The organism is Vibrio sp. VP6, assembly GCF_028823755.1.
In the GTDB taxonomy this organism is placed as follows: domain Bacteria; phylum Pseudomonadota; class Gammaproteobacteria; order Enterobacterales; family Vibrionaceae; genus Vibrio; species Vibrio parahaemolyticus.
In genome coordinates this window covers 1-505 of the sequence record NZ_JAPEID010000209.1, presented here as the reverse complement: position 1 = coordinate 505, position 505 = coordinate 1, and the positions used below count along the sequence as shown (strand labels likewise).

1 pseudogene is annotated in these 505 nt (G+C 46.7%); it reads left to right on the top strand.

The features are described from left to right. A pseudogene (locus tag OU793_RS24915) lies at positions 1-505 on the top strand (type II secretion system protein); the annotation flags it as partial.

Below are 505 nucleotides of genomic sequence, written 5' to 3'. Positions count from 1 at the left end.
CATTGAGCCGATTTACCGCGCGAAATGGGCAACTGAATTACTCAAGATGCCTTATGCCAAAGCACAAACCAATGGCGACATCATTGTCACGGTTTATGACCCACTGCTGTCGCAGCTCTATGACGAGTTCTTACAACGCGATGGCAGTGTCGCTCTCACCGACGATTGGGATGTCGGTGGGGATTACTCCATCACCAACGCTCATGATGTGACCATTTTGAACTCAGATGGCACACAAAAGATCGTCAGCCAAGGTTTGGTCGATATCTACACCGTGCAGCATGGTGACAAGGTAAGAAAACCTTCTTGCCCCGAAGGTACACAGCCTTACATCGCGTTAGGGCTAGGCAAGATCTTTATTAGCAAAGATTACCAACTCACCGGCAGCCAAAAACCCTATATCGAGCCATTAGGAACCGATGATAACTATTGGCAAGTTGGTCTTGAAGTTAGAGTTAAATCTCTGATTACTGGAGAATTAACCATAAGGAACGATGGCGAAGTT